This is a genomic window from Protofrankia symbiont of Coriaria myrtifolia, from assembly GCF_900634755.1.
Classification (GTDB): domain Bacteria; phylum Actinomycetota; class Actinomycetes; order Frankiales; family Frankiaceae; genus Protofrankia; species Protofrankia coriariae.
Window position 1 is genome coordinate 1 of record NZ_CAAAFS010000183.1, and the last position, 4,630, is coordinate 4,630.

Annotated in this window: 5 protein-coding genes and 2 pseudogenes; 1 reads left to right on the forward strand and 6 read right to left on the reverse strand. The window is 69.7% G+C overall.

The genetic code is table 11. The annotated features are described in order from the left end of the window. Nucleotides 1-207 (reverse strand): hypothetical protein (locus tag CM1CMNOD_RS24410; RefSeq protein WP_165490462.1); only part of this gene is annotated, 207 nt, incomplete at its 3' end. 115 nt (nt 208-322) lie between these two features. Next, nucleotides 323-1,621: a phthiocerol/phthiodiolone dimycocerosyl transferase family protein gene (locus tag CM1CMNOD_RS10475; protein WP_043603486.1), complete on the reverse strand. Its 1,299-nt coding sequence runs from the start codon at nt 1,619-1,621 to the stop codon at nt 323-325. Between the two features lie 374 nt (nt 1,622-1,995). Between CM1CMNOD_RS10475 and CM1CMNOD_RS23975 the strand changes: the two are divergent. Beyond that, nucleotides 1,996-2,240 (forward strand): annotated as a pseudogene (locus CM1CMNOD_RS23975) (hypothetical protein); the annotation flags it as partial. Between the two features lie 255 nt (nt 2,241-2,495). Here CM1CMNOD_RS23975 and CM1CMNOD_RS10485 read toward each other — a convergent pair. The 4 genes and pseudogenes from CM1CMNOD_RS10485 to CM1CMNOD_RS10500 form a co-directional block, all read right to left on the reverse strand. After that, a pseudogene (locus CM1CMNOD_RS10485) lies at nt 2,496-2,970 on the reverse strand (MFS transporter); the annotation flags it as partial. Between the two features lie 40 nt (nt 2,971-3,010). Next, nucleotides 3,011-3,370 (reverse strand): hypothetical protein, encoded by a 360-nt coding sequence (locus CM1CMNOD_RS10490; RefSeq protein WP_013873626.1) that lies wholly within the window; start codon nt 3,368-3,370, stop codon nt 3,011-3,013. 27 nt (nt 3,371-3,397) lie between these two features. Beyond that, nucleotides 3,398-3,868, reverse strand: a complete 471-nt coding sequence (locus tag CM1CMNOD_RS10495) for a recombinase family protein (RefSeq protein WP_013873627.1) — start codon at nt 3,866-3,868, stop codon at nt 3,398-3,400. Between the two features lie 301 nt (nt 3,869-4,169). Beyond that, nucleotides 4,170-4,457, reverse strand: coding sequence for a TetR family transcriptional regulator C-terminal domain-containing protein (locus tag CM1CMNOD_RS10500; protein WP_237702719.1), 288 nt, complete (start codon nt 4,455-4,457; stop codon nt 4,170-4,172). Nucleotides 4,458-4,630: the final 173 nt, after the last annotated feature.

The window sequence follows — 4,630 nt, forward strand, 5'->3', positions numbered from 1 at the left end:
ACTGGTCATGCCGCCGATGTCGAAGGTTGAGCTGTACGCGGCGATCCGGCGTGACCACCGTGACGGCACGTCGATGCGGGAGCTGGAGCACAAGTACGGCGTGACGTGGCGGACGGTGCGGAAGGCGCTGGACTCGGCCTGGCCGCAGCCGCGCAAAAGCAGCGGCACACGGTGTCCCGGATCTTCCACCGCCTGGTCGATGAGCATGCCGCGGACGTCTCCTATGGGATGGTCCGCAGCTGCGGGGCGGCCTCGCGGCCGATCTACAACGGGTCGTCGCCAACCATGGCGATACCGGCGAGGTCAACCCGGCTCTCGGCGGTCACCACCCGGCAGTACCGGCAGAGGCCATCGCCGAGCGGGAGTAGGCGCCGGTTGATGCGGCGGACAACGCGATCGGCTCTTTTCGCGCCGCCATCAGGAGGCGGTCCGCATCAGTGCCGCCGCCCAGCAAGCCGATGGTCAGGCGGCCGGCGAAGGTGTACATCAGGAAGGTGACGGCGGCGGAGGCGCCCGCCGACGGCCTGGGGTGGGCGGACAGGTACACGATCTCGTAATCGGTCAGGCCGAGGTGGGCGGGGGTGCGGAAATCGGGTATCATCCCGGGGTTCGTCACCGCAACATGGCTGGCCAGGGAATGAGTCCTGGTGGTGCCGAAGAAGTCCGGGAAATGCAGTACCGACTGCTGCACGATGCCCCCGGCCAGATCGTGGCGCAGTCGGGCCGAGATCCGTTGCGCCAGTTCGGCAACTCCGGAAGAGACGTCGATGTCGGCGGTGAAGGCCGCGAGTCCGGCCATGTTGGTGCCCGCGGCGGCCGCGATCGACGGGCTCAGTCGCGATCGCATGTCCACCGGATACAGGCAACCGACCGGCACTGGATCGCCTGCGGCCCCGGGAAATTCAGCGGCGTATGCGCGCAGCAACGCGGCGGTGACCAGCGCATTGACGGTGATGCCCTGGTGGCGGCTCAGTCGGATGATCCGCGCCGTGGCCTTCTGATCCAGCCGCGTTCGCCGGGGGCGGGCGAGCGCGCTTGTGGCAACGGCACCGTTGTCGCAGGGAAGGGTCTTCGCTTCGGACGGCAGCGGCCGCATCATGTCCTCGAAGCCGGATACCGAGTCCCGCACGATGCCGCGGGCTGCCGCATACCATTCCAGCGACTGCGGATAATCGTGCGGCACAACGGTTATCGTCCCGGTGTCGACGTGATCGGTGTAGTAGTCCCACAGCCGCGAGAACAGTTCCACACCGTGGCCCGCGTCCGCGATGCTGTGGTGCACGAACAGCGTGACCCGCGACCGGGCCGCACCGCCCAGCACGAGGTCCAGGTAGGCGAGCTGGGTGGCCGGATTCATCGGCTCGGCCGGCACCCGCACGACGTCGGGGTCGCCGTGACTCTCCCATATCCCGGCCGGCGCCACATCCCCGGGCCGCAGCAGATAGCCGCGGCCCGCGGCGTCCTCCCCGATGCGAGCGGTCGTTACCGGATAGGCGCGTTGCAACGCCGTGAAGGCAGCACCCAGCGCCGACGGATCGAGCGCGCCCTCGACCGACACGGAACGGCCGGTGTAAGTGCCATGCCGCACGAATCGTTGCTCCGACGGTGCCAACACCCGCACTACATCGTCCGCACCCCACCACACTTCGCCAAGCCTACCTGGGCCCCGGTGTGGGTCAGGATCCGCGCGCATACGGCGGTGTCGAGGATGTCCGGGGCTGCGGCCAAGAGGACCGGGGCGTCTGTCAGGAGAGCTGCCGTGTACAGGTGCGGGGTGATGTTCTTACTGCCCTGCACGTCGATGTGGCCCTGCAGCGGCCGTCGGCCTGCCGCAACCCGGCCTCGACGGTCCGCTGCCCTCGCGGACGGCGGGCCGTTCCCGTTCGCGGACACCGGAGTGCCGTCATTTCACGTGAACATCCGCGAGCTTGTTGATCACCAACTGATTCCGAAACCCGTACACAAACGCTGTCCCTTGAAGTGAACGAAGCCACGCTGTCGGTGAACGAGCGGCTGCGGCTGCACGAGATGTTGGGCCGCTACATCTCCGGCCTGCCTACCCCGGTGGGCGGCGTGGCCGGGGTGCGGTACGGGCCGGTGTGGCCGCGGACACCCCCGCCCTGGCCCGCTGGCGCAGCCACCTCATCGCCGCGCTTGCGGGCCGCCGGTTCGACTACCTGCACGCCCCCGGCCCTGAGACGGCCGCCGACCTGCTGACCAAGGAGCACGAGACCGGATGAACGCCGCCGCGATCCTGCCCAGCCGCAACGAGCCGGCCACCATCGCCGCCGTCACCGCCACCGTTGATGCGGCCCTCGGCGACCCGGGCGCCTTGGGCCCGTCGATCCGTATGGAGGCTACGGGCCCGACCCCCACTGGCCACGGCGGAGGCCGTCGCGCTCATCTCCGAGCTGTACGCGGAAGGGTGAACTGCTCCGAAGAGGGGCGGCGCAGCCCGATCGCGGTGACGGCCGTGGCGGCCCGTCAGGCGCGGCTCAGTGCCGGCTCCGGCTCGGAGGGAAGCGCTGCCGCGCCGGGGGGGGCAGCAGCGGGGTCGCCAGCAGGAGCACGCCGGCCAGGCCGATGGCCGTGCGCGGGCCGAGCAGGCCGCCCAGCACGCCCCAGGCGGCCGTCAGGAGCGCGGTCGAGGCCTTTCGTCACCGCCCAGGCGGACAGCGTGCGGGCGACCCGGTCGGTCGCGGTGCGCTCGAGGCGGTAGGTGGCGTAGACGGGGTTGAAGACCCCGCAGCAGAAGATGAGCCCGAGCTCGACGCCCATCACCAGCAGCAGCCCTCCGGTCCCCGGCCCCAGGAAGGCCAGGCCGACGGGCCAGATCGCGCGCAGCGCCCCGACCACGACCAGGACCTGGTGCTGCCCGAACCGGGTGACGAGCGGTCGGGCCAGCCGCGAACCGAGCAGCCCGCCGATCGAGGGCGCGGCGAAGGCGAGGCCGTACTGCCACGGTGCGAACCTGCCGATTCAGCTCAGGAACCCCAGATAACTGACGCCTTCACTCCTTCCCCATCGCCGCCGCGATCCGGTCGGCATACGTGCGGTACGCCTTGCGTCCGGCCAGGGTCGAGCCGTCGCCGGCGAGGGCGGCGCACTGCCCCAGCGTGGCCTGGTGGAGTGCGAGCGGGGCGGTGACGCGCACCGAGTAGCCCTGGCCGCGGCGAATGGTCCTGCCACCGCGCAGCGCTTCGGGGATCTCGGAGACCTCGGTGGCCTTGAGGTGCTCGGCGAGCAGGCCGGGCACGTCGATGGTGTGCGGCTGCTCGGGCTCGGGCGCCTGCTCCTCGACGTCGGTGGCCATGCCGTCGAGTTCCTCCAGGACGTCGACGGCGTCGCGGGCGCCGGCTGCGTCGAGCACCCTGCGGATGGTCTTGGGCGCGACATCTTACTGCCGGGCGAGCACCTTCACCGCGGCGCCCTTGGCGTACGCGTCGACAACGTCGGCCGCCTTGTCCTCGTCGAGCGCGGCCGGGCGCCCCAGCGTCTTTCCCGCAGCCTCGGCGGCGGCGACACCTTCCTTCGTGTTCTCGCTGATCATGTCCCGCTGAAACTCGAGGACCCCGGCGAGCATCGTGACGAACAGCTTGGTCTGCGGGTCGTCGGCCGCCAGGTCGAAGCCGGACCATGCACCGGTCGCGATACGCAGATGCATCCCGCGCCGCTGGAGGACCTCCCGGATCTGGATGACGTCCTTGGTCGAGCGGAACAGCCGCGCGGCGTCCGCGATGCGGATGGTGTCGCCGACCGCCGCCTCGTCGAGCAGCCGGCGGAACCCGGATCGGTTGATCGCGTAGACGCGGGACGACGTGGCCGGGTCCTCGTACCTGGGTGCGCCGGACTTGAACAGACTGTCCAAAGCATGGAGTTGACGGGCATTGGTCTGCTTGTCGGTGGAGTGCCGAGATACAGACGGTCCGTCATGTATTGACCCCTCTTAGCTCGTCCAGCGAGGCGCCCGATCGCGACCATAAGGGGGCTAAATGGGGAGGCGCAATTGCGGAGTGAACCCGATTGGATCGGTGCACCGATTTGCACCGCTATGCCCGGCTCGCTTCATTGGATCGGCGAGAGGGGGCGCAATCGACCGATTCCGCCTCCCGTCCGTCATTCGACAGGCGTCCAGACGATCACCGCCGCGGCAGCACAGTGGCGGAGTGTCAAGTCATGTGACACCAAACTGCACTCTTCTGCATGTTTCCTACTCGACCCCGGACATGGCGGATCAGCCTGTCGATCTCGCGCCGCTGCTCGCGCAGGTCCGCTCCGAGGTGCGCGTTACCGACCAGCGCGAGCCATGCCTCGGACTCGACCCGCCGGTTCGCGTCGAGGGGCAGCAACTGCTCGAGAATCTCCAGGGGCGCGGCCGGCGTGACAGCGCCGCCGCGGGCCGCGTCGAGCGCGTCGAACCGCCGCCGGACCTGACCGACCGCCCACTCGACTGACACCAACGCGATCGGCACGGTGCTCGCGTGCCGCGCAGTCGGGTTCTGTTCGCCGTCGGGGCTCGGGCTGCTGCCGCGCTACCAGCTGACACCTGACACCTGACCTGCACCGTGCCGTGGAGTGATCCCGCTTCCGTGGACAGCGAACCTGAGGTTCGCTGTCCATAGGGAAGGAG